The sequence below is a fragment of the Streptomyces sp. NPDC102437 genome, from assembly GCF_044765565.1.
Lineage (GTDB): Bacteria > Actinomycetota > Actinomycetes > Streptomycetales > Streptomycetaceae > Streptomyces.
In genome coordinates, this window is record NZ_JBIWKI010000012.1 from 25,398 (window position 1) to 46,830 (window position 21,433).

Annotated in this window: 20 protein-coding genes and 1 pseudogene; 16 read left to right on the top strand and 5 right to left on the bottom strand. The window is 67.1% G+C overall.

Annotation, left to right across the window (positions count from 1 at the left end):
- Window positions 1-91 precede the first annotated feature (91 nt).
- The 11 genes from mycP to ACIRJP_RS17225 all read left to right on the top strand — a co-directional run bounded on the left by mycP (window position 92) and on the right by ACIRJP_RS17225 (window position 8,462).
- Window positions 92-1,297, top strand: a complete 1,206-nt coding sequence (gene mycP / locus ACIRJP_RS17175) for a type VII secretion-associated serine protease mycosin (RefSeq protein ID WP_404174140.1) — start codon at window positions 92-94, stop codon at window positions 1,295-1,297.
- A 67-nt stretch (window positions 1,298-1,364) separates the two neighbouring features.
- Window positions 1,365-2,129: a hypothetical protein gene (locus ACIRJP_RS17180; protein ID WP_404174143.1), complete on the top strand. Its 765-nt coding sequence runs from the start codon at window positions 1,365-1,367 to the stop codon at window positions 2,127-2,129.
- Window positions 2,130-2,150: 21 nt separating this feature from the next.
- A complete protein-coding gene (locus ACIRJP_RS17185) occupies window positions 2,151-2,456 on the top strand; it encodes a hypothetical protein (RefSeq protein ID WP_404174146.1) in 306 nt (101 codons plus the stop codon).
- Between the two features lie 12 nt (window positions 2,457-2,468).
- Window positions 2,469-3,203, top strand: a complete 735-nt coding sequence (locus ACIRJP_RS17190; protein ID WP_404174149.1) for a hypothetical protein — start codon at window positions 2,469-2,471, stop codon at window positions 3,201-3,203.
- Between the two features lie 85 nt (window positions 3,204-3,288).
- Window positions 3,289-3,651: a hypothetical protein gene (locus tag ACIRJP_RS17195; RefSeq protein ID WP_404174152.1), complete on the top strand. Its 363-nt coding sequence runs from the start codon at window positions 3,289-3,291 to the stop codon at window positions 3,649-3,651.
- Between the two features lie 700 nt (window positions 3,652-4,351).
- Window positions 4,352-5,149, top strand: coding sequence for a hypothetical protein (locus tag ACIRJP_RS17200; RefSeq protein WP_404174155.1), 798 nt, complete (start codon window positions 4,352-4,354; stop codon window positions 5,147-5,149).
- 25 nt (window positions 5,150-5,174) lie between these two features.
- A complete protein-coding gene (locus tag ACIRJP_RS17205; RefSeq protein ID WP_404174158.1) occupies window positions 5,175-5,477 on the top strand; it encodes a hypothetical protein in 303 nt (100 codons plus the stop codon).
- Window positions 5,478-5,506: 29 nt separating this feature from the next.
- Complete coding sequence (locus tag ACIRJP_RS17210; RefSeq protein WP_404174161.1) at window positions 5,507-6,247, top strand: hypothetical protein; 741 nt, start codon at window positions 5,507-5,509, stop codon at window positions 6,245-6,247.
- A 448-nt stretch (window positions 6,248-6,695) separates the two neighbouring features.
- Window positions 6,696-6,983, top strand: a complete 288-nt coding sequence (locus tag ACIRJP_RS17215) for a hypothetical protein (protein ID WP_404174619.1) — start codon at window positions 6,696-6,698, stop codon at window positions 6,981-6,983.
- A 356-nt stretch (window positions 6,984-7,339) separates the two neighbouring features.
- Complete coding sequence (locus tag ACIRJP_RS17220) at window positions 7,340-7,618, top strand: hypothetical protein (protein WP_404174164.1); 279 nt, start codon at window positions 7,340-7,342, stop codon at window positions 7,616-7,618.
- A gap of 334 nt (window positions 7,619-7,952) precedes the next feature.
- Window positions 7,953-8,462, top strand: a complete 510-nt coding sequence (locus tag ACIRJP_RS17225) for a PH domain-containing protein (protein WP_404174167.1) — start codon at window positions 7,953-7,955, stop codon at window positions 8,460-8,462.
- Window positions 8,463-8,822: 360 nt separating this feature from the next.
- On the opposite strand, the pseudogene ACIRJP_RS17230 reads toward ACIRJP_RS17225, so the two are convergent.
- Together ACIRJP_RS17230 and eccCa are read right to left on the bottom strand one after the other, a co-directional pair.
- Window positions 8,823-9,297: pseudogene (locus ACIRJP_RS17230) on the bottom strand (TetR family transcriptional regulator C-terminal domain-containing protein); the annotation flags it as partial.
- 108 nt (window positions 9,298-9,405) lie between these two features.
- Complete coding sequence (eccCa, locus tag ACIRJP_RS17235) at window positions 9,406-13,371, bottom strand: type VII secretion protein EccCa (RefSeq protein WP_404174170.1); 3,966 nt, start codon at window positions 13,369-13,371, stop codon at window positions 9,406-9,408.
- 169 nt (window positions 13,372-13,540) lie between these two features.
- Between eccCa and eccD the strand changes: the two genes are divergently transcribed.
- The 4 genes from eccD (at window position 13,541) to ACIRJP_RS17255 (ending at window position 17,234) form a co-directional block, all read left to right on the top strand.
- Complete coding sequence (gene eccD / locus ACIRJP_RS17240; RefSeq protein WP_404174173.1) at window positions 13,541-15,010, top strand: type VII secretion integral membrane protein EccD; 1,470 nt, start codon at window positions 13,541-13,543, stop codon at window positions 15,008-15,010.
- A 323-nt stretch (window positions 15,011-15,333) separates the two neighbouring features.
- Window positions 15,334-15,501: a hypothetical protein gene (locus tag ACIRJP_RS17245; protein WP_404174176.1), complete on the top strand. Its 168-nt coding sequence runs from the start codon at window positions 15,334-15,336 to the stop codon at window positions 15,499-15,501.
- A 53-nt stretch (window positions 15,502-15,554) separates the two neighbouring features.
- On the top strand, window positions 15,555-15,977 hold the full coding sequence (locus ACIRJP_RS17250; RefSeq protein WP_404174179.1) for a DUF4232 domain-containing protein: 423 nt from the start codon (window positions 15,555-15,557) through the stop codon (window positions 15,975-15,977).
- Between the two features lie 141 nt (window positions 15,978-16,118).
- A complete protein-coding gene (locus tag ACIRJP_RS17255) occupies window positions 16,119-17,234 on the top strand; it encodes an ADP-ribosylglycohydrolase family protein (protein WP_404174180.1) in 1,116 nt (371 codons plus the stop codon).
- Between the two features lie 123 nt (window positions 17,235-17,357).
- Here the strand turns inward: ACIRJP_RS17255 and ACIRJP_RS17260 are convergent, their stop codons facing one another.
- Entirely contained in the window at window positions 17,358-18,929 is a 1,572-nt protein-coding gene (locus tag ACIRJP_RS17260; RefSeq protein ID WP_404174183.1) for a sodium:solute symporter family protein, read from the bottom strand.
- Between the two features lie 340 nt (window positions 18,930-19,269).
- On the bottom strand, window positions 19,270-20,052 hold the full coding sequence (locus ACIRJP_RS17265; protein ID WP_404174186.1) for an SDR family oxidoreductase: 783 nt from the start codon (window positions 20,050-20,052) through the stop codon (window positions 19,270-19,272).
- 80 nt (window positions 20,053-20,132) lie between these two features.
- Between ACIRJP_RS17265 and ACIRJP_RS17270 the strand changes: the two genes are divergently transcribed.
- A complete protein-coding gene (locus ACIRJP_RS17270; protein WP_404174189.1) occupies window positions 20,133-20,972 on the top strand; it encodes a hypothetical protein in 840 nt (279 codons plus the stop codon).
- A 121-nt stretch (window positions 20,973-21,093) separates the two neighbouring features.
- Here ACIRJP_RS17270 and ACIRJP_RS17275 read toward each other — a convergent pair whose 3' ends face one another.
- The gene (locus ACIRJP_RS17275; protein ID WP_388585185.1) at window positions 21,094-21,300 is read right to left on the bottom strand and encodes a DUF397 domain-containing protein; all 207 of its coding nucleotides are present in this window, start codon (window positions 21,298-21,300) and stop codon (window positions 21,094-21,096) included.
- Window positions 21,301-21,433 lie beyond the last annotated feature (133 nt).

Below are 21,433 nucleotides of genomic sequence, written 5' to 3' on the forward strand. Positions count from 1 at the left end.
GGTTCCGGAGCAGCGACGCCGGATGGCGGACAGAGAACGAGTGGGTGGCATGAGGTCAACGGTCAGGCGTCAACGCAGGCGTGCGTCGGCGGTGGTGGCAGCACTGGGTTCCCTGCTCGTCATCGGCGGCGCCATCGCCCCGGCCGCGGCCGCGGACACCATGCGCGACCGCGAGTGGTACCTGGACCGGATGCAGGCCCCTGAGATGTGGAAGGTCAGCACTGGTAAAGGGATCACTGTTGCTGTTCTGGATACCGGTGTGATCCCCTCTGTCCCTGAACTGACGGGGAAAGTGCTCCCGGGGAAGAACTTTGTCGAGCCTCAGCTGGGTGCGCACAAGGACAAGGACGGGCATGGCACCGCCATGGCGATGCTCATCGCGGGTAACGGGGTGAACGGTCAGGGGGTGAAGGGGCTTGCGCCGGACGCGCACATTCTTCCCTTGACCGTCTTCGGTTCCTCCAAGGAATCGGGCACCAATAGCGTTCCGGCTCTGGTCGCGGCCATCCGGTATGCCGCCGACAGCGAAGCCAGGATCATCAACATGTCTTTGGCCTACGAGTACTTCTTGGTTGATGAGGGCGAGAGGGCCCAGATCCAAAAGGCAGTGGATTACGCCGTGCAGCGCGGGAAGCTGCTGTTGGCGGGAACCGGCAACAGGGGCGACAAAGGGAACGATGTCGGCTACCCGGCGGCTACCCCCGGGGTGGCGGGCATTGGGGCCGTCGACAAGACATCCTCGGTAACTAAGTTCTCTGTGTCAGGCCCCCAGGTGGCGCTCGCCGCCCCAGGTGACGAAATCCCGATCCGCTGCGTCGACGGCGTGCCCGGATACTGCAAAAGCAACGGCACTAGTCAGGCCACGGCCATCGCCTCCGCCTCAGCCGCCCTCATCTGGTCCAAGCACCCCTCCTGGACCGGTAACCAGGTCCTCCGCGTCCTGATGAACACCGCCGGTAAACCAACCGAGGGCGCGATCCCCAGCCGCTACATCGGCTACGGCACGGTCCGCCCCCGCGTGGCCGTCCTCGGCGACCCCGGAGACCCGGGCCCCGCCGACGTGAACCCTCTGGTGGCCGCCCGGTCCCCGGAGAAGTCCCCGTCGCCGTCCGCCCCAAGCGGATCCGGCAGCCCCTCGAATGCCTCGAAGCCGTCGGCCTCACCCGCTGCCTCGGCTCAGGCCGATGACGACAAGGGCGTCGGCGCGATCGCCTGGATCGCTGTCGGAGTCGGCGTGGTCGTCGTTGTCGGCGCGGTGCTCCTGCTGCGCCGGAGAGCTGCCGGTCTCCGGCGTTGAGCTCGCTTCATCACTCACCCACCTCCAATCGAACTCACCTGTGTGCACAGGCCATGAGGGAAGCATCGTGAACGAAGAATTCATACAGGGCCTGCAGCATTTCCAGCAGCAGGCACTGAACCTGCAGAACATGATGACAAGCCTGCAGAACCAGATGCCCCAGGGCGCCGAAGGAACGGATGCACAGGGTGCCGTGACCATCCGATTGGCATCGGACGGGCTCCCGGAGTTCATCAAAGCCGCCTCGGACTGGCAGCGCAGGCAGTCACCCGAGGCCATCGGGGCCGTCGTTGTCGAGGCGTACGGGGCGGCGATGAGCGCACAGATGGAGGGCCTGTCGCGTTCCTTCGACGAGACGGACTGGCAGGCCAAGGCCGACCGAATGGACGATTCCCTCGCCGCACCAGGCCCTTCGGGTCCGGCGGAGACGTCCTCAGCGGCAGCGGGTATCCCCGAACCGGATCTGCGTTACGTCGTCCCGCGGAGCCTCGACGAGGTGACCGAGGACATGCTCTCGGCGTTCGACGCGGTGGAGCAGCTCGCGATGGAGGTCCCCGAGCCGGTGCACGCCACCGGTAAGTCGACGGCCCACCGCGTCGTGCTCACCGTGGCGAAGGGTGGCCTCGTCTCCTGCGAGGTGGATCCTCAGTGGGCGATGAAGCAGTCGTCCATCGGGCTCAACCAGGCATTCGAGGAGGCTCTGGCCGATGCCCGCGACAAGCTCAGCGCTCTTGAGGCCACCGCCGGGGACGGGGTGGCCAACCTGCAGCTCGGCAGCCTGCTGAACGAGGCACTGGCCATTCTGAGTGACCCTCGGCGCCTTGCCGAATAACTTCTGAAGGGATTGAAGAAATTGGCTGACCCCAATCTCAAAGTCATTACCGACGGACTGCGTACCGACGCGGCCATGTGGGACGAACAGAGCAACGCGATGAAGGCGGTCCACACCGCGGTCGAGGGAACGCGCATGAACCACCTTCAGGCTGGAGTGTTCCAACTCCTGGTGTCGGCCTACGGAGCCGTTGTCGATCAGGTTTCTGAGCGCAGTGCCGAGGGTGCGGTACAGATGGCGGCAGTCGCCACGGCCTTGTACAAGAATGCGAAAGCATACGACGACCACGAGGTCGACACGAAGAAGCACGTAGATCACGCCTACTAGACGGGGAATCGAATGGCTTTCAACGCGGCACAATACGAAGCAACCTCTCAGAAACTGACCTCCGGAATCCAGACGCTCTCGACGAAGCTGAACCAGGTCGGTCCGAAGGCGGAATCCACCGCGAACCACTGGTACGTACCCGATGTGATCGCGAAGGCCCTGATCTGGGCCGCGAACAAGGTCATCGAGGCCGCCTCCTGGGTCCTCAACAAGATCAAGGAGCTCCTGCAAGGGATAGCGGCGCCCGTCTACCTGGCGATGCACACCTGGGACTGGCAGTCGGAAATCCGCGGGAAATCCTCGGGCGTCGCCGGCAGCACCACGGCCGACCAGCTCCAGTCCCTCAAGAACTGGACCGGCGAGGCCGCCACTTCCTACACGACGGCAGTCAAGGCCCAGCCGATCGCGGCCGCCAAGATCGGAACGACCGCTGACAAGGTCGCCACGGGTCTGGCGCTGTGCGCCACTGCCGGACTGGCGTTCTACGTCTCGCTGGCTGTCATCCTGGCTCAGTACATCGTGACCATGATCGGCGCGATCGCAGCGCTGGGTTCCGTTGTCTTCTCCTGGGCGGGTGCGGCCCTCATCGTCGGAGACACCACGGTGAGCATCGGCTACATCATCACGGCCGTCACCGCGCTCCTCGCTCTGCTGGGCGCACAGGCCCAGCAGATGTCCGCCATCGAGGGCGAAGCGCGTGACATGACCGCCTACCCCAATGGCCACTGGCCCGTCGCAGCACCGTGAAGTCCGGCGTTCGTCCGACGCCGGACCATCGGTCGGCACGGTACCGGGCGCGTGGATTCATCGGATCAACAGGCAGGTGCACTTCATGTATGGATTGCGGGTAGTCCTCTGGTTCATCGGCCTGGTGGCCCTGGTGTGTTCCTTCTTCCTGATGAGATCGGATCTCCCCAAGGCGGTCCTGGTTCTGTGCATGGTCGTGGCCGTCGCCTGCCCGGTGGCGGCCGAGTCCCATGCGGCCTGGCGGAGGCAGGGCGCGAGCCAGGTGGAGCAACGCGACTGGTACGCCCAGAACTTCGGCTCGATCGACGCCCTGCGGCAGGCCGTTGACGAGCAGGGTCTGCGTCGCATCCGCGACGAGAAGGGGTCTGTCAACGCGGTACGGGAGGTCAAGCGCCAGCTTCCCCGGCTTCCGTTGGACGTGGCAGCAACCCTGGTCAAGGCATTGTGAGCCCGCGTGCCATAAGCGACGCGACGTACCGCGGGAATTGAATGCGCTGAGGGTGGGCAGCCCGCCGCTGGACTGCCCCCTCCTCCGTCCCGCTCAGTCCGCGTCCGTCGCCGCCCAGTCAGTCCCTCCGGACCAGGGAGGGTGTGCTGCTCGGGGGACGTGCTCGCCCTGCACTGCTTGATGACGCCGGGAAGGCAAGATTTTCGAAATCGCAGGCGATGGTTTCGTATGTACTGGATTCGAGTACCGCTTTGGTGTGCCGCCCTGGCCTGCTTTTACGTGGCGTTCTTTCACCGGCCTGACAGCACCCCGTTGGTGGTGCTCTTCTGCTGCTGGGCATTCTCCTCCCGCGCTGCTTCGAGAGATACGCGCAACGCGGCGCCAGAGGATTGGAACGCCTCGCCATCCGCTGGAAACACTGCACCGAACTTCACGACACCTTTGTCTCAATCGCCTGCAGCCTCATCTGCTACCGACGTCTCAAAAAGGGCCCACGCATACGAGCGCACACTCGCAGCCTGACCACCACAACGATCGTGTCCGTCAAAGCGGAGCAAGCTCACCCTGGAAGGAGCCGCACCCAACTCGGTTTCTTCACAATGGTGATGCAATGCGGTGGCTGTACTAGAAATCGGCAAACTTATCAAGCCACCGTGTTAGTGTGCGAATGCGCGATCAACTCACAGCACCATAGGGACAGATGGGCACAACCGTGCAAATCTGGGAACAATTAGAAGGGACAAGCGTGAGTGGTGACATATTCCAAGAACTGCAGCAATTCCAAGAGTATGCGAACAAGATGCAGCAACTGATGTCTGAGATGCGCGACCAGATGCCTCAGCACGCCGAGGGCGAGGACGCGCAGGGAGCCGTCAGAGTCCGGGTGATAGCCGGCGGTATCCCGGAATCGATCAAGGCCGCATCTGACTGGCAGCGTAGGCAGCCTCCCGAGAATCTTGGTGCAGCTGTTGTCGAGGCGTACGGGTCCGCCCTGAGCGAGTGGATGGAGCGCTGGTCGGGTGGCCTCGCACAGGCGGACTGGGAAGCCCGAGCTCACCAGTTCGACGGCACCCTTGGCCAACCTGCATCGGCAGGGACGGCCTCAGCGCCTCCGGAGACATTCGAGCGGGACGTGAGGTACGTCGTTCCGCGGCCACTCGAGGAAGTGGCCGAAGATGTGCTGACAGCCTTCGACGTGGTCGAGCGGCAGAACCCGGAGTCATCCGTGCAGCCCGAGATGAAGGGGGACTCTGCCGCGCGCCGGGTCGTAATTACCCTCGGTTCGCAGGGTCTCGCCTCGTGCGAGGTGGACCCGGAATGGGCAGCCCGGCAGTCAGTTGTGCGACTGAATCAAGCGCTTGATGATGCATTGGCCGACGCACGCGCCAAGTCCAGCAGTGCTGAAAGCAGCGGCCCGGACGCCGTTGCAGACCTGAACCTGGGCGGCCTGCTGGATGAGGCTCTGGCCATCATGAAAAACCCGCGGCACTTCATCTAGGGAAATCCTGAAGGGGTTGAGAGCTTTGGGAAAAGACCTCAAAGTCATTACCGATGCGATACGTACTGATGTGCGCACGTGGGACGAGCAGGCCAAGTCAATAGGCGAGGTAGCCGCTTCCATTCAGGGGATGCAGCCAAATCCGACCGAACTTGGAATCTTTGCTCCGCTTTTCGTCACCTATACCGGTGTCATCGCTCATCTCTCAAGTCGATGCGGCGAAGGGAACGTTGAAATGTCGAAAATCGCCGACGAGTTGGTCAGGAACGCGAAGGCTTACGACGATCAAGAAGTAGATACCACGAAATCCGTTGAAGGCGCTTACTAGACGGAGATTCGAAAAGAACGGGGCTCCTCATGGCATTCAATCCCGAGCAATTCCAGGCGATTATCGATAAGTTGAACTCTGGCCTTACAACTATATCGAAATATGTGACTGAAATAGGCCCAAAGGTAGAGTCGGCGGTGAACCACTGGTATGTTCCGGACGCCGTCGCGCGGGGATGTATCTGGATAGCGAACAAGCTCATCGAAGGCGTCAATTGGATTATTAAAAAGATTGTAGACATCCTGCAAGGGGCGTTTGCTCCTGTCATCATGTTCTACAACGCCATACAGTGGCAGGGGGAAGAGATTCGAGGGAAGGCGTCCGGCGTCTCGTCCTCTACGCAGAAGTTCAACCTCACGGCTCCCAAGTACTGGGAAGGCGCAGGGGCAACCGCATACACCAATGCCATCTTCCCTCAGTCCGGCGCTGCCGCTCAAGTCGCCTCCAGCGCGAGCACAGTAGCGGGCTGCCTCACAGCCTGTGGAGTGGCGGGATTCGCGTTCTACACCGCAGTAGCAGTCTATATGGCTCAGCTGATCCCTGTCCTGGCTGCCTCGGCTGTTGCGGCTCCTACTGTGGCGGGTTTTCCTCCTGCCGCAGCTGCTGTCACGGCGGAAGCAGCTCTCGGACCCGCCGTCATCGGGGGCGCTGCGCTCGCCGTGCTGTCCGTGATCGGCACTGAGCTCACGGTGCTGGGTGAACTCTCGGGCGAGAAAACCGACAAGAGCGCCTTCCCGCACGGGGGGCACTGGCCGGTCGGAACGGTCTGACGTCCTCGCTCAGCCGTCGACTTCATCATTTCCGAGATGGCGATTGGCGCTGCGCTTCTCTTGAGCTGTAGAGGATGTAGATATGAATAAAACTCGCGTGGCTCTCTGGGTTGTTGCACTGGCATCATTCGGATGGCTCGCGCTACCGCTGCTCACTGGTGACATGGACGACCTTGCCCCTAAGAGCATGATCGGCATCCTTTGTGCGCTGGCGTTTTTTTGCCCAGTGATCGCAGAGGTGCTTGAGAGACGGCGGAAGATGCGCGGTTGAGGTAAGTGGCCGTCCGCGACTGTTTGATGCGGGTGCGGCGCTGCCGAATTGATTCTGCTGGCTCGGCAGTGCTCGATGACGCCGGGAAGGCAGGAACTTTTGAATGACGGGTGATGGTTTCGCATGTGCTGGATTCGAGTACCGCTTTGGTGTGCCGCGCCGGCCAGTTTTTACGTGATGTTCTTCACCCCCCATCTTCTTGTGAAGTCCCCGTTGGTGATGCTCCTTTGTGTCGTGGGCATTCTCCTCCCGGGCTGGGGTGAGAGTTACTTGCAGTGGCGGCGCCGGAGAGACTGGTACGCACAGTTTGCGTCCATCGACGAACTGCGGTTGCTGGTGACGGACGAGGCGGAGCTCCGGCGGATTCGTGACGAAAAAGGGTTGCTGGTGGCTGCCCGCCGATTCAGGCGTCAGTTTCCTCGGTGTCCCTTGAATGAAGCCATGAAGATGATCCAGTCGCTGTGACCGCTCCACTCGCTCACCGCGGTCGTCAAGGTCGGAACAAGCACGGAACAAGCACGGATAAGGCCGTCATGGGCCCGGCGCTGCGTGGCGCTGTCGGGGCGCGTTCTACGTCACGCCGGGCGTCATCCCGGCTGAGTACGTCGTGACCCTGAGCGGCGCGATCGCGGCGCCGGGTGCCGTTGCCTTCTCCTGGGCACCGTCCGACGCCCGACTTTCGCCCAGTGCATGACCAGGCGCGCGGAATTCTCGGATCAACAGGCAGGGCGGACTTCATGTACGGATTGCGGGTCGCTCTCTGGGCCATCGGCCTGGTGGCCTTGGGGTGTTCTTTCTTCTTGATGAGATCGGATCTCCCCGTGGCGGTCCTGATGGTCTCCGTAGTCCTGTCCCTGGCCTGCCCATTGGTGGCCGAGGGCCAGGAGGCACACCGGAAACAGAAAGCGCGCCAAGCGGAGCAACGCGACTGGTACGCCCAGAACTTCGGCTCGATCGACGCCCTGCGGCAGGCCGTTGACGAGCAGGGTTTGCGTCGCATCCGTGATGAGAAGGGGCCTGCCAACGCGGTACGGGAGGTCAAGCGCCAGCTTCCCCGGCTTCCGTTGGACGTGGCAGTAACCCTGGTCAAGGCATTGTGAGCCCGCGTGCCACAGACGGGTCCGGATCCGGGAGGGTGCGCTGCGAGGCGGCGTGCCCTCCCTGAGTTCGTGTTGGTGCCGGGGAAGGCGGCATCCACGAAATCCAATCGCTGTGAGCGCTGTACCCGCTCACCACGGCCGTCTAGGTTCGGCGCTGTGCGGTGCTCTGGGTGCCGATCGGCTTGGCCGCGGAGAGTCGTGAGACGTGCACTCGCCGCCTGATGCTCAATGAAGGAAACATTATGTCCACACCCCCAGTTCCGACGAAGGGCTATTTCTTCCCGCTGAGCGGGCGCGTCGAGGCGGGGTCTACCTCGCTGCGGTTCTCGCGGGCATGCTCGGCCTGGTGATCCTCGAAGGACTTACGGTATTTGTGTTCAATGTGCTGATCGCGGGTTATGGCATGGAGTCCATGGGCGTGCTGGGCGTCGGCGGATATGTGGGACTGCCGGCGTTCGGGGCAGTGGTGACCCTGCTGTCGCTGTTCGCGATTGTGCGGCTGCATCCCGGTCTGCGCATCGATGCAGCGGGCGTCAGCAAGGTGTGGCCCGCCCGCACACAGGCCGTGCGGTGGGCTGATATCGACAATGTTCGGTTCAACAGCAGGCGGAGCTACCTGCTGCTGGTGCTGAAACCGGGCGTGCGCCCGGGGAAGCCGAACGACCCCGGCGGGGCGCCAGTGGTTCTGTTGCACTCGCTCGGGCACTCCGTCTGGAACCGCCGGAGGCCGACTCATCCCGACTTGATCATTGACGCGGTCGAGCGCTTCGCCCCGGGCAAGTACACCGTCGAGCCCCTGTACCCGCGCAAGGGTGGCGCGAAAGGTACGGGCGCCCCGGCGTAGTCGGGATATGCGCGGTCCGGAGTCTCCATTTTTGGACTTGCGGGTCCATTTTTGTCGTCGCACGGTGGCTGTGCGCCCTGACCGTCATGGGGCGCTCCGTCCGGTCGGGCGCTGCCAGCGGTCCGGCCGTTCGGTTTCGCAGCGGCGAACCAAACAATGGAGAGAACCACGTCTATGCGGCTTGCGGGCAAGACCGCCCTTGTCACCGGAGCGACCAGCAACCTCGGGCGTGCGGTCGCGGAGGCCTTCGCCGCCGAGCGCGGCGCGGTGGTCGCCGTCATCGCCCGGCTGACACGCATGGCACTGGCGGCCCCGGGGAGCGCCCGCGGGGCGTCCGGTGAAGCCGCTCCGACCCGCGAATCAGCCGCCGCTCAGGTCACGCTGTGCCGCCGCCCGCGCGGCGACTCCCCGGTCCAGAGCGGCGCAAGTGCGTGGACCGGCCCGTCGACAGCAGGATCAACACGCCTCCTTGAATTCCGGCCAGCAGCGCCGCGGCCCTCACATCGGCATCGAGCTCGGCGCGAAGCGCACCGGTGGCCTGCAGTGCCCGGACGCCCGCCGCGAGGCTCTCCTGCCGGCGGCGCAGCGGCTCGACCACGATTGCCCGCGCCCCGGGGGTCGAGCGCCCGATCTGAAGGAACAGCGAGCCGAGCGGACACTGGTCACCCTGCGCTTCGTAGCGCCTGATCACCGCGTCCCGCCACTGTTCCCAGGACCCCCGCGAGTCGAGGCGGCCCAGATAGGGCTGCCGGTCCTCCAGGACCTGGTCGGCCCCGAACTGGGCGACAGCGACCAGCAGTTCGTCCTTGCCCGCCGGGCAGTGGTGGAACAGCTGTCATTGTCGTCGTGCGACACCGGCATCACCGGGGCCTCCGCGCCAGGAACGCGGAGGGGGCCGGCCCGGTCGCGGGCCGACCCCCTCCTCCGTTGTGCGGTGACCCGCTCAGTCCAGGTCCGTCGGCAGCCAGGCCGTCTGGATCAGGGAAGGCGCGCCGCGGCGGGAGACGAACAGGCCGCGGCCAGGCGGCAGCGGGCGGGCCTTCACGTCGCCGAGGAGCTCGCCCTCGCCGGGGTGACCGGACAGGACGACGCCCTGGGCGCCCAGCTCCTTGAAGCGCTGGACGAAGGGCTCGTACGAGGAGCGGCCCGCCCCCGCGCTGCTGCGGGCGATGATGAAGTTCACCCCGGCGTCGCGGGCGTACGGCAGATTGTCGACCAGCATCGCCATGGGGTTGTTGGAGGACGTGGCGACCAGGTCGTAGTCGTCGACGATGATGAACGCCCGGGGCCCCCGCCACCAGCTGCGCGTGCGCAGCTGCTGCGGGGTCACATCCGGTCCGGGGATGCGGCTGCTGATGAGGGTGTTCATGTCGGTGAGGTACTTCTCGAACGCGTTGTGAGTCGTCGCGTATCCGACCAGGTACGGCTCGGGCACGCACTCCAGCAGGCTGCGCCGGTAGTCACCGACGCAGATCAACGCCTCCTCCGGGGTGTACCGCTCGGTGATCTGCTTGATGAGCAGCCGCAGCAGGGCGGTCTTCCCGGACTCCGACTCACCGAAGACCGCGAACAGCGGGTCGGTGTCGAAGTCGACGACGACCGGTGCGAGGTTCATCTCGTCGATGCCGATCGCGACACCACCGGGCGACCGGTCGGGGCCGCTCGGCAGCTCGCGCGCGGACAGCTTCCTGGGCAGCATGCGGACCTGCGGGGCGTGCGGGCCGGGCCAGTTGTCGGACAAGGCCCGGACGAAGGCGCTGGTGGCCTCGGACAGGTTGTCGCCGGCGCCCGCGGTGTCGTCGATGCGCGGCAGCGCGCCCATGAAGTGGAGCTTCTCCGCCGTCAGGCCTCGGCCAGGTGCGCCGACCGGGACGTTCACCGCGATCTTGCGGTCCATTTCGGAGTCGGTCGGGTCACCGAGGCGCAGCTCCAGCCGGTTGAGCAGCTGGTCCTTGAGCGCCGCTCGCATCTCCATGTACCGGGCGACGGTGGCGATCAGGTGCACGCCCAGTCCGAGACCCCGTGCGGCGATGTCCGCGACGACCGGCTCCAGGAACTCGTAGTCCGTCTTGAAGGACTGCCAGCCGTCGATGACCAGGAAGACGTCGCCCCACGGCTCGCCCGGCAGCCGGCCGGCGGCGCGGAGCCGGCGGTACGTGGTGATCGAGTCGATGTTGTTGTCCCGGAAGAACTCCTCGCGCCGGTTGAGGATCCCGGAGACCTCGGCGACTGTGCGGCGGATCTTCTCCGGGTCGAGCCGGGAAGCCACCCCGCCGACGTGAGGCAGGCCCTCGACGGCGATCATGCCGCCGCCACCGAAGTCCATTCCGTAGAACTGCACCTCGTGCGGTGTGTGCGTGAGGGCGAAGGAGCCGATGAGGGCACGAAGCAGGGTGGACTTGCCGGAGCGGGGGCCGCCGACGATCAGCATGTGACCGGCGGCACCGGAGAAGTCCCGCACCAGAGGGTCGCGCCGCTGCTCGAAGGGCTTGTCCACCAGACCGAACGGAACGACCAGGGCGCCGTTCTGCCCGTACTGCGGGGCGTGGACTCCGCGCTCGGGCGTCACCGCCAGCGGCGGCAGCATCTGGTCGAGGGACGGCGCGTCGGTGAGCGGCGGCAGCCATACCTGGTGGGCGAGCGGCCCCTGTCCCTCCAGGCGGCGGGCGATGACATCGAGGACGGTGTCCGCCAGCGCGTCGGCGGTCTGCTGGCCGGGCGCCAGGGAGACGTCCGGATCGGGCTCGGGGTAGTGGACCGCCACCGGGGTCGCGGTGAACAGCACGGGGCGCCGGTCGATGGGGAGTTCCCCGGTACCGGTGGTCGGGGCGACGCCCGGCCGGTAGGTACCCGACACGTAGGCGGCCTTGAAGCGGGTCATCCCCTCCGTGCCGAACTTCAGGAACCCGGAACCGGGGACCGAGGGCAGGTGGTAGGCGTCGGGCACGCCCAGGGCGGTACGGGACTCGGCGGCGGAGAACGTACGCAGGCCGATCCGGTAGGACAGGTAGGTGTCCAGTCCGCGCAGGCGGCCCTCCTCCAGGCGCTGCGAGGCCAGCAGCAGGTGCACGCCCAGGGACCGCCCGATGCGGCCGATCTGGATGAACATGTCGATGAAGTCGGGCTTCGCGGTGAGGAGCTCGCTGAACTCGTCGATCACCAGGACCAGGGACGCCAGGGGCTCCAGCGGGGCGCCTGCGGCGCGCGCCTTCTCGTAGTCGGTGAGGTTCGCGTAGTTGCCCGACGCCCGCAGGAGCTCCTGGCGGCGCTGCAGCTCACCCGTGATGGAGTCCCGCATACGGTCGACCAGGGTGAGGTCGTCCGACAGGTTGGTGATGACCGCGGCGACGTGCGGGAGCTCGGACATCCCGGCGAACGTCGCGCCACCCTTGAAGTCGGCCAGGACGAAGTTGAGCGTCTCGGACGAGTGGGTGACGGCCAGACCCAGCACCAGCGTCCGCAGCAGCTCGGACTTGCCGGAACCGGTCGCTCCCACGCACAGCCCGTGCGGGCCCATGCCCTCCTGCGCGGCCTCCTTGAGGTCGAGCATGACGGGCGAGCCGTCCTCGCCGATGCCGATCGGTACGCGCAGCCGGTCGGCCGTCGAACGCGGCCGCCAGACAGTGGCGGTGTCGACCGCGGCCGGATCGCCGATTCCCAGCAGGTCCGTGAAGTCCAGGTTGGCGAGCAGAGGCTCGTCGTCCTCCGCGCCGATGCCCATCCGCAGCGGGGCGAGCTGACGGCCCAGGGCCTCCGCGGTCTCGACCGGCAGGAGGTCGGGCATGCCGTGATAGACGGCCGCCGCCGAATCCAGCCGCAGCCGGCCCGGCCGCACGGCGATGTGCAGTCCGCCGCGGGGCTCGTCCAGCTCTTCCGGAACGATCTCCACGACGGTCACGCCCTGCAGCCCCTCCGGAGAGGCGAGCAGTGACTCGGCCGACACGAAAGTGCCGTCCAGCACGATGATCACGTGCGGCTGGTCGAGGAGCGGGGGTCCCTCGCGGTTGAACCTCGACCGGCCGGTCAGGGTGTTCTCGAGCAGTGCCTCGACTTCCATCAGGTTGTCGCCGAACAGCCGCTTCGTGCCGGCCCCGTCGGAAGAGCCGGGAACCTGGGCGTGCGGCAGCCACTTCGTCCAGTCCCACTGGTCCGTCACATCCGGAGATGCCACCACCGCGACCACGAGGTCGTCAGGTGAGTGAAGCGCGACCAGGCCGGCCACCAGCGCGCGGGCGGAGGCGCGTACCGAACCCGGCTCGCCCGAAATCACGACGTGGTAGAAGGCGCGCAGGGACACCGCCATGGGAAGCCGGTCGAGCGAACCGTGCGTGGCCAGGAACTGGTGCATGGCACCGGCCGACAGCGGTTCCAGTTCATCCAGCGGCGCGGTGCTCGGAGCCACCAGCGGTGTCCACAACTGCTGCGGTCCCAGACCGATGCGGACCTGTCCGAAGTCCTTGTCGCCGATCCGCCGCTCCCAGAGCCGGTCGCCCTCGGCGACCAGCGACCACAACTGGTCCGGATCCGGATGCAGATAGAACTGCGCGTCCCGCTGGGCCCGCGCGGTGCGGCGCACCTTGCGCCGGGTCTGCGCGAGGTACTTCAGGTACTCCCGGCGGCCCTCCGAGGCTTCGCCCTGGGTTCCCTTGCGGTACCGCATCACCTGCGCTATAGCCATGGCCGCGGTCGACAGCAGCATCATGACGCCCATGATCTTCATGAACGGCTGTGAGCCGGGCATGAAGAAGAACACCACCGATGAGCCCATGCCGAGCATCGGCAGCAACTGCATGGCCATGCCCTCCTGCTGCCCACGCGGCAGTTCAGGAGGCGACTCGAGTCGCACCTCCACCGAGGGTGTCTCAGGTGGCATGGCTCGGGGCGGGCGCTTGACGACGATCTGGGTCACCGGCGAATCAATCCCTCAGTGCGGCCCGGAGAGTTGCGGGCCGGCACCCCCGTGGCAGCGACCTACCTCCGCGCGCCAATAATCCTACGTGTAGGCCATGGGAGGGACCCCGATAGGGTGGCGCCCTTGGCCTGGAGCGTGGTGTAGAGCGAACGAGGGGATCCATCAGGTGAGTTCGACCCTGACAACCGGTTTTTGCCGAGTAACGGTCGTGGCACCGGACAGCCGCATCGATGTCGCCCTCCCGGACGATGTCGCTGTCTCCGATCTCCTTCCGGAGATCCTTCGGCTGACCGGCCAGGCCACACCACCGGGGGCACCTCCCGGCTACCACCTGGCCCGCCGCGACGGCACCCTCCTGGACGCCACCCACCCGCTGGCCGTCCAGCGGGTCCTGGACGGTGACGTCCTGCGGCTTCGGCCCTTCGCCGAATCACTTCCCCCGGCCGTCTTCGATGATGTCGCCGACGCGGTCGCGTCCGCCGTCAGCCGCGACCGCGCACTGTGGAGCGACCAGCTGTTGGGCGTCGCCGGTCGCTTCGGCGGCGCGCTTCTTCTCGTACTCATGGGCTTTGTGCTCTGGTTCGCCGACCCGGTCCGGCATGACATGCACGGACTGCCGGGCATCGTTGCCGCCGCCGTCGGTGCGCTGCTCGTCACGCTCGCCGGAGTCAGGGCGCGGAGCTACGGCGACCGGGCCTCCGCAATCGCGCTCGGCCTCGCCGCCCTGCCGCACCTGATGATCGCCGGGTCCGGCCTTCTCGCGCTCGACCCGGGCGCCGGTATCGGACGTCTCCAGTTCATGCTGGGCTGTGCCACGGTGCTCTGCGTCTCGGCCGGGCTCGTCGCCGCGATGCCGACCGGCGACGCACCCTTCGTCGCCCTGGTCTTCGCCTCGGCGGTCGGTACCCTCGCGACGTTCTGCGCGATCCTCACCGACGCCCGTCCCAGCGAGACCGCCGCTGTCTGCGTGGTCGTCGCGATCGGCGCCGTCGCCTTCCTGCCCGGGCTCTCCGCGCGGGTGGCCCACCTGCCGATCGGCTACGCCGCCCCCCGCCCCACGACGGAGGCCGACCTCGACACCGAGCCGGGCATCGGCGAGCCCGACCCCGTCGACGCCGAACGCATCGCGACGCAGGCCCGGCGCGGGCACGAGCTGCTGCTGGGCCTGGTCGGCGGCTGCTGCGTGGTGGTGGTCGCGGGCGCCGCTGTCCTGGGCTTCTCCACTGACGTCTGGGGCCAGACCCTCGCGCTGGTCGCAGGGCTGGCCATGCTGTTGCGAGCACGGCTCTTCCGTTACACCGCCCAAGTCGCCGCCGTTCTGGGCGCGGGCCTCGCCGCCCTGGGCCTGCTGGTGCTGGGGTTGTCGCTCAATCCGCCCACCGGCGCTGTCATCAAGCTCCTCACGGAACAGGACCGAGGGCCGCTCGACATCCGTACCCTGTGGCTCGCCACGGCCGTCACGGCCGGTGCCGCCCTGCTGATCGGCGTCGCTCTGATCATTCCGAAGAGGGGACTGTCACCTTTCTGGGGCCGCCTCTCCGACCTGGCCGAGGTGGTTCTCCTTCTCGCGCTCGTCCCCCTCTGCCTGGCCGTCCTCGACGTGTACTCCTCGGCACGCAGCATGACCAGCGGCTAGATTCCGCGTCCGGAACACGTACGGCGCGATGCGCTGAACCCGGTGCCGCTTTCATCCTTCGCGACCGGGCCGCCCCCAACACACATATCGAAGCGGTGAGGGCCGGTGCGCGGTCGGCGACGGTGTCCCGATGACCCGTCGGGCCGGTCCAGAACGACCCTCATGACGTCCGTTCCCCGCGCCCCGGTGCCGTCGTCCTGGCCGACCGCCTGCCGGAACGCCTCCCGGCTGTCGCCCGAGACCATCCCTCATGCGATCACCAGATCACAGGCAGGGTCGCCGGTCCCCGACGTACCGAAGTCGGTCACGGAGCCGGGGGCACCATGAATCTGCGTACGCATGCCCGCAAGTGCCGCAAGGACTGCCTGCACCCGAGGGGATGGACCCCCTACGCCCTCGGGGGCGCGGTGGTCGCCGTACTGCTCGCGACCACCGCGTGCGAGCCGGGCGGGCTCGGTGAAGCCAGGGGAGACAAGGGCACCGAAACCTGAAGGCACCTCGGGCGAATCCGGGGGGAAGGGTGACAGTGGCGGCAAGTCGACCAGTGAAGGAGCCCGCCGACAGCAAGGAGGCCAGGCACCTCCTGCTCACCGTCCAGAACTCCGGCGACAAGAAGTGCGACCTCTACCGGTACCCCCTCGTACGGCTCGGTGCCGATGCCCGCACCACGGTCCCGGTGATCAAGGACAGCGACCCGGCCGCGGGGCGGCCGGTCACCATCGCTCCGAGGGAGGAGGCGTACGCCGCTCTGCTCGTCAGCGGCGGCGCCAGGGACGAGTACGAGGCGAAGAGCATCACCCTAGGCCTCCAGGGCGGCAAGTCCGGCAGCGGTGCCGGGAAGCCGGTCGACGTCCCATGCCCGTGGACACGCTGTACGCGGACGACGGCCAGCTCGTCACCTACTGGACAACTGCTTCCGGCTACGCACTGGACTACATCATGTCGAAGTGACGGCACGCCGAAGTGACGGTCAAAAACGACCTGCGGGACGTCCGCCCCCATACCCACGCGTACTCGGTTCCGCTCTCTCTACCGGCCGTTCCCGTTCCATTACAGTGCTGCGCAGTCGCAGGTCGGCCGGTGTGCCGACCGACGGGGGAGGGCCACGGTGAGCACAGGGACCACGGCTGTGTGGGGCCGTGTCGAGCAGCAGGACTTCCGGAGCCGGGTGCGCGGCGCGCTGCTGGGCGGGGCCATCGGTGACGCGCTCGGGGCAGGGGTCGACGGGCTCACGCTCGAAGAGATCCGGGCGGCGCACGGTACCGACGCGGTCACCGACCTCGTACCCGCGTTCGGCGGACGCGGCACCGTCACCGCCGCTACCCAGCTCACCCTCTTCACCGTCGACGGTCTGATCCGCGCCCAGGTCCGCCGCGACACCGGGGCCTGGCACCCGCCCACCGATGTGCACCGGGCCCATCTGCGGTGGGCGGCCACCCAGCACGACTGGGGGCCCGACGAGCGCCGCGAGGACAACGGCTGGCTGGCCCTGCAGGAGTGGCTGTACGCCCGTCGCGGCCCGACCCGGGAATGCCTGACGGGGCTCGGCGACACAACCATGGGCACCCTCGACCAGCCCAAGAACCCCCAGGCACGGGACTCGGCCGCCCTCACCCGGTCCGTACCGTTCGGGCTGCTCGTCGGCTGGGAGCCCCAGCTCGTCCTGCAACTCGCCGTCGAGTGCGCCGCCCAGACCCACGGCCACCCCACCGCACTGCTCTCCGCGGGCGCCCTCGCCGTCATGGTGCACGGCCTGGTCCGGGGCGAGACCCTGGACGGCTCCGTCCAGCACGCGCTGGCCCTGCTCGCGGAGCGCCCGGGGCACGAACCGGTCACCGAGGCGCTGAAACAGGCCCTCGGCACCGTGCGCCAGGGCATTCCGGGGCCCGCCCTGATCGAGTCGCTGGGCGTCACGGACGCGGCGGAGGAGGTTCTCTCCGTTGCCGTGTACTGCGCGCTGGTCGGCGAGGACATACGCCACGGGCTGCGGCTGGCCGTCAACCACGGCGGGCCTTCCGCCGCCACCGGGGCCCTGTGCGGGGCGCTGCTCGGCGCGCTGCACGGGGAGACCGCGCTGCCGCCTGCCTGGCTCACCGAACTGGAGGGCAGGCCGACGGTGTTGGAGCTCGCGGACGACTTCGCCATGGAGATGACACAGGGCCCGGCCCTGCACAGCCCGTCGGCCGCCGCACCGGGCTGGCTGGCCCGCTACCCGCGCGGCTGACACGCGCTGCGGGTGCGGCCGGCCCCCGGAGCACGGGTGAGGGCAGGGGTCGGAGAGCAACGTGACACTGAACCGGCCATCTGTCACGTTCTTCTCCGACCCCACCCCTCGGAGCGGCGAGCGTCAGTCCTTCACGCCCTCCGTGACCACCGCGTCCCCCGGACCGGCCTGATCCGGCACCGTCGCCCCGGCCGCCACGCCGTCACCGTCCGAGTTGATCTGCTCGATGATCGCGTCGCGCTCGGGGGTGTCCTCCGGCTTGACGAAGCCGATGACGGTGTAGAGGACCAGCGAAATGGCCAGCGGCAGGGCCACCTGGTACTGGAGCGCGACATCCGTCTTCACCGAACCGTCGAAGTCGTAGTTGGTGAAGTAGAACGCCAGCAGCCCCGCCGCCCAGCTGGTCAGCGCCGCCGTCGGGCCGGACCTGCGGAAGCCGCGCAGCAGGCCGAGCATGAACGGAATCGCGATCGGACCCATCAGACCGGCGACCCACTTGATGACGACCGAGATGATGTCCTTGAACGTCGGCGAGTTGATCTGGGTGGCGAGCGCCATCGACAGGGCGAGGAAGCCGAGCGTGGACAGCCGGGCCGCCAGCAGGCCCGCCCGGGTTCCCCAGTCGCGTGCGGACTTGGCCAGGACCGGGGCGATGTCCCTGGTGAAGACCGCCGAGATGGCGTTGGCGTCCGAGGAGCACATGGCCATCGTGTGTGAGAAGAAGCCGACGACGACCAGCCCCAACAGACCGTGTGGCAGGAGCTGTTCGGTCATCAGGGCGTAGCTGTCTGAGGCGTCCGGCTTCTGCGCGTGCACCAGCAGCGGGGCGCACCACATCGGGAAGAACAGCACCGTGGGCCAGATCAGCCACAGCGCGGCGGAGAGCCGGGCCGAACGCTTCGCTGCCGCCGCGGACTCCGTGGCCATGTAGCGCTGCGCCTGGTTCCACATGCCACCGTTGTACTCGAAGGTCTTGATGAACAGATACGCCAGCAGGAAGGTCACGGTGTACGGGCCGGCCGTCGGGTCCGTATGGCCCTCGGGCAGCTTGTCCCAGACCGTCCACAGGGTGCTGACGCCGTCGAGCTCGCTCATGGCGGTGACGAGCATCGCGACGCCGGCGAGGAGCTGGATGACGAACTGGCCCAGCTCGGTGAGCGCGTCCGCCCACAGACCGCCGACCGTGCAGTAGACGGCGGTGATGCAGCCGGTTATGAAGATGCCCTGGGTGATGGAGATGCCGGTGAAGACGGAGAGCAGGGTGGCGATGGCGGCCCACTTCGCGCCGACGTCCACGATCTTCAGTAGCAGCCCGGACCAGGCGAGTGCCTGCTGCGTCTGGATGTTGTAGCGGTTCTTCAGGTATTCGAGCGGCGACGCGACATGCAGCCGCGAGCGCAGCCGGTTGAGCCGGGGAGCGAAGAGCTGGGCGCCGATGCCGATGCCGATGGCGATCGGCAGCGACCAGGTGACGAAGGACGTGACGCCGTACTGGTACGCGATGCCCGCGTAACCGGTGAACATCACCGCGCTGTAGCCGGACATGTGGTGAGAGATGCCGGACAACCACCACGGCATCTTGCCGCCCGCGGTGAAGAAGTCACTGACGTTGTCCACGCGCTTGTGGGACCAGAGCCCGATCGCGACCATCACGCCGAAGTAGCCGATGAGCACGACCCAGTCGAGACTGTTCATGTGCCCCCTCCTGGGGTCCGCCTTGTGAACGGGGTGCGCACTTCGCCAGTACGGCCGTTCAGCGGGGCCCCGTGCGGGAGCGGGGACATCGGGGATTGAACCGTCTGCCCGGTGTCCCGGTCAAGGTTGCGAAGGTCAGGGATGTGAACGCAGATCAGCGATTCGAACGTTTTTTCCTGCTCTTGACTTACACGGTCGTTGTCGCCGACGTGACGGCGGCCACACGATGAGCGGGCACTTCGTCAGACTGTGTAGAGGAAAACGAGGAACGCCGCACGGGATGCGGGTCCCGTGCGGCGCAGAAGGGGAGGGTCATCGCATCAGGCCTACCGGATCAGGCCTAACGCATCAGCTCGCCCGCGTTGACCAGGAGCGACTGTCCGGTGATCGCCCGCGCCCGGTCCGAGGCCAGGAACGTGACAGCCTCGGCGACATCTCCGTCGGTGGCCGGCTCCGGAAGCGCCATGCGTTCGGTGAGCCTGCCCAGCACCTCGGCCTCGGGCACCCCCTCGCTGTGCGCCGTGAACTGCACGTACGCCTGCACCGGCGGCCCCCACATCCAGCCCGGCAGCACCGTGTTCACCCTGATCCGGTGCGGGCCCAGCTCCTGCGCCATGGAGTACATGGCCGAGGTGAGCGCCCCCTTCGAGGCCGCGTACGCAGCCTGCTGGACCTGTGTCGGTGCGGCCACCGAGGACTGCGTACCGATGATCACCACCGAGCCGCCGCGCTCCTTGAGGGCGGGCAGGCAGGCGCGGGTCATCCGCAGCGTGCCGAGCAGATTGACATCGATCACCGACTGCCAGGTGGCGAAGTCGGCATCCTCGATCCCGCCGAAATAGCTGTCCCAGGCGGCGACATGGACCACCGCGTCGATCCGCCCGAACCGTTCCAGGGCCAGTGCGGCAAGCGCCTCGCACTGCGCCTCGTCGGTGATGTCGGTGGCCAGCTGGGCGGTGTGCCGGCCGTCCGGGTCGATCTCCGCGGCCGACTTGGCGAGATTCGCGGCGGTACGCGCCCCGAGCACCGCGTCGCCGCCGTCCCGTACGACCGCCGCCGCGACCCGGTGCCCGAGCCCGGTGCCCACCCCGGACACGATGACGGTCTTCCCCGCGAGCAACATCGGCGGCCTCCCGGCTCTGGCAGTTCTCCTGACGGGGCGTCAGAGTAGGACGCCGCTGCGGAGTACGGAAGGGGAACGGCATGAGCGACGAGACGCGGAGCGACACCTACGCCGAACTGGCCGCGCTGGGGCCGTACGGCGTCCATCCCGGTCACGCGCTGATCACCATGGTGGAACCGCACCCGGGCCATGAGTACGCGTACAACCGCTGGTACGAGGACGATCACTACTACGCGGGCGCGATGGCGATGCCCTGGATGTTCGCCGGGCGGCGCTGGGTGGCCACCCGGGAGCTCCAGGAACTGCGCTACCCGGAGGCGTCCGCGGTCGCGCAGCCCGTCACGGCCGGCTGCTACCTGTCGACGTACTGGGTGACGGACGGGCGCTACGACGACCATATGAAGTGGACCGTCGGCATCAACAAGAGGCTCAACCGGGACGGCAGGGTCCACCAGGCCCGGACCCATGTGTTCACCGCGTTCCAGGACCACGAGGCGACGGTCTACCGGGACGGTGCGGCGGGACCACGGGACTTCCACGCCCTGGACCACCCCTACCGGGGGCTCGTCCTCGAAGTGATCGACGCCGAAGCGGCCGAGGCGCGAGGCGAGTTGCTGGAGTGGCTGCGTTCGCGGCATCTGCCGAAGCGGCTGGCCGGCTCGCCCGCGGCGATGGTGACCGTCTTCCGGCCCACGCCGCTGCCCGGTGACCGGATGAGCTATGTGAAGCAGGTCGAGGGCGTCGACACCCGGCTGACCCTGCTGTGGTTCCTCCAGGAGGACCCGCGGGAATGCTGGGCCGGGCACTTCACCGGGCTCGACGCGGCAGTCGCGGAATCCGGCCTGGGGCGGGTGGAGCTGGTGGCACCGTTCGTCCCGACGGTGCCGGGGACCGACCTGTACGTGGACCGGTTGCGCTGAACGGCTTCACCGGTGTTTCCCGTCGGAAAGCATCGAGCCCCCTCGGCCGGGACGGCGGACCAGTCGAGAGGGCTGACAGCAGCACCGGCCCGGCGCCGCGATGCGAACAGGAAATCATCGGTCAGGCGTCGACCGCACCCTTGCCGACATCACGCACGAATGCGTTCCACGCGGCGGGGACGAACGTGATCGAAGGGCCTTCGGGGGCCTTCGAGTCGCGCACGGCAATTGCCCGCGTGAGAGGGGACTTGACTTCGACGCAGGCGCCGTTGCCCCCGGAATACGAGGACTTCGTCCACTTGTCCGTAGCACCCTGACGAATGGCCATGTTCACTCCGGTTCAAAGAGTCGCGTGAATGACACCAACAGTGTTCCGGTTGGCGTGATCGACGCTACTCGCCAAGGGCCTGGAGCGAAGGGCGCGTTCACTCGACCGAGTGGTATATACCAGGTAGATCTTC

Coding starts and splice junctions, on each gene's coding strand:
- ACIRJP_RS17190 (WP_404174149.1), top strand. CDS start 2,469: ATGGCTTTCAACGCGGCACAATACGAAGCAACCTCTCAGAAACTGACC.
- ACIRJP_RS17195 (WP_404174152.1), top strand. CDS start 3,289: ATGTATGGATTGCGGGTAGTCCTCTGGTTCATCGGCCTGGTGGCCCTG.
- ACIRJP_RS17200 (WP_404174155.1), top strand. CDS start 4,352: ATGGGCACAACCGTGCAAATCTGGGAACAATTAGAAGGGACAAGCGTG.
- ACIRJP_RS17210 (WP_404174161.1), top strand. CDS start 5,507: ATGGCATTCAATCCCGAGCAATTCCAGGCGATTATCGATAAGTTGAAC.
- ACIRJP_RS17215 (WP_404174619.1), top strand. CDS start 6,696: ATGTTCTTCACCCCCCATCTTCTTGTGAAGTCCCCGTTGGTGATGCTC.
- ACIRJP_RS17225 (WP_404174167.1), top strand. CDS start 7,953: ATGCTCGGCCTGGTGATCCTCGAAGGACTTACGGTATTTGTGTTCAAT.
- ACIRJP_RS17245 (WP_404174176.1), top strand. CDS start 15,334: ATGAATCTGCGTACGCATGCCCGCAAGTGCCGCAAGGACTGCCTGCAC.
- ACIRJP_RS17260 (WP_404174183.1), bottom strand. CDS start 18,929: ATGAACAGTCTCGACTGGGTCGTGCTCATCGGCTACTTCGGCGTGATG.
- ACIRJP_RS17265 (WP_404174186.1), bottom strand. CDS start 20,052: ATGTTGCTCGCGGGGAAGACCGTCATCGTGTCCGGGGTGGGCACCGGG.
- ACIRJP_RS17270 (WP_404174189.1), top strand. CDS start 20,133: ATGAGCGACGAGACGCGGAGCGACACCTACGCCGAACTGGCCGCGCTG.
- ACIRJP_RS17275 (WP_388585185.1), bottom strand. CDS start 21,300: ATGGCCATTCGTCAGGGTGCTACGGACAAGTGGACGAAGTCCTCGTAT.